Source organism: Schumannella sp. 10F1B-5-1 (assembly GCF_006517535.1).
Classification (GTDB): Bacteria; Actinomycetota; Actinomycetes; order Actinomycetales; family Microbacteriaceae; genus Schumannella.
Genome location: NZ_VHQH01000085.1, coordinates 1 through 208, shown reverse-complemented (window position 1 = coordinate 208; position 208 = coordinate 1). Strand labels below are relative to the sequence as shown.

Here is a 208-nt window from a genome sequence, read left to right as displayed (position 1 = left end):
GTCATCGTCGAGGTAGTAGCAGTAGGTACCGATCGGGAGCGGCTCGTCGAAGATCACCGTCACCGAGAAGGTGCCGTCGGGTCCCGCCACGCCGCTGCCGTCGTAGGAGTTGGCGGGCGAGTCGTCCTCGCTGTCGCAGACGAATACGTCGATGTAGATCTGCGCTCCCGGGAACCATCCCGATCCGGTGAAGACGAGGCCGGTGGTG

At 64.4% G+C, this 208-nt stretch carries 1 protein-coding gene; it reads right to left on the bottom strand.

What is annotated here, in order from left to right; all coding sequences use genetic code 11:
• On the bottom strand, positions 1–208 hold a 208-nt coding region (locus tag FJ658_RS16280), incomplete at both ends, for a hypothetical protein (RefSeq protein WP_181408488.1).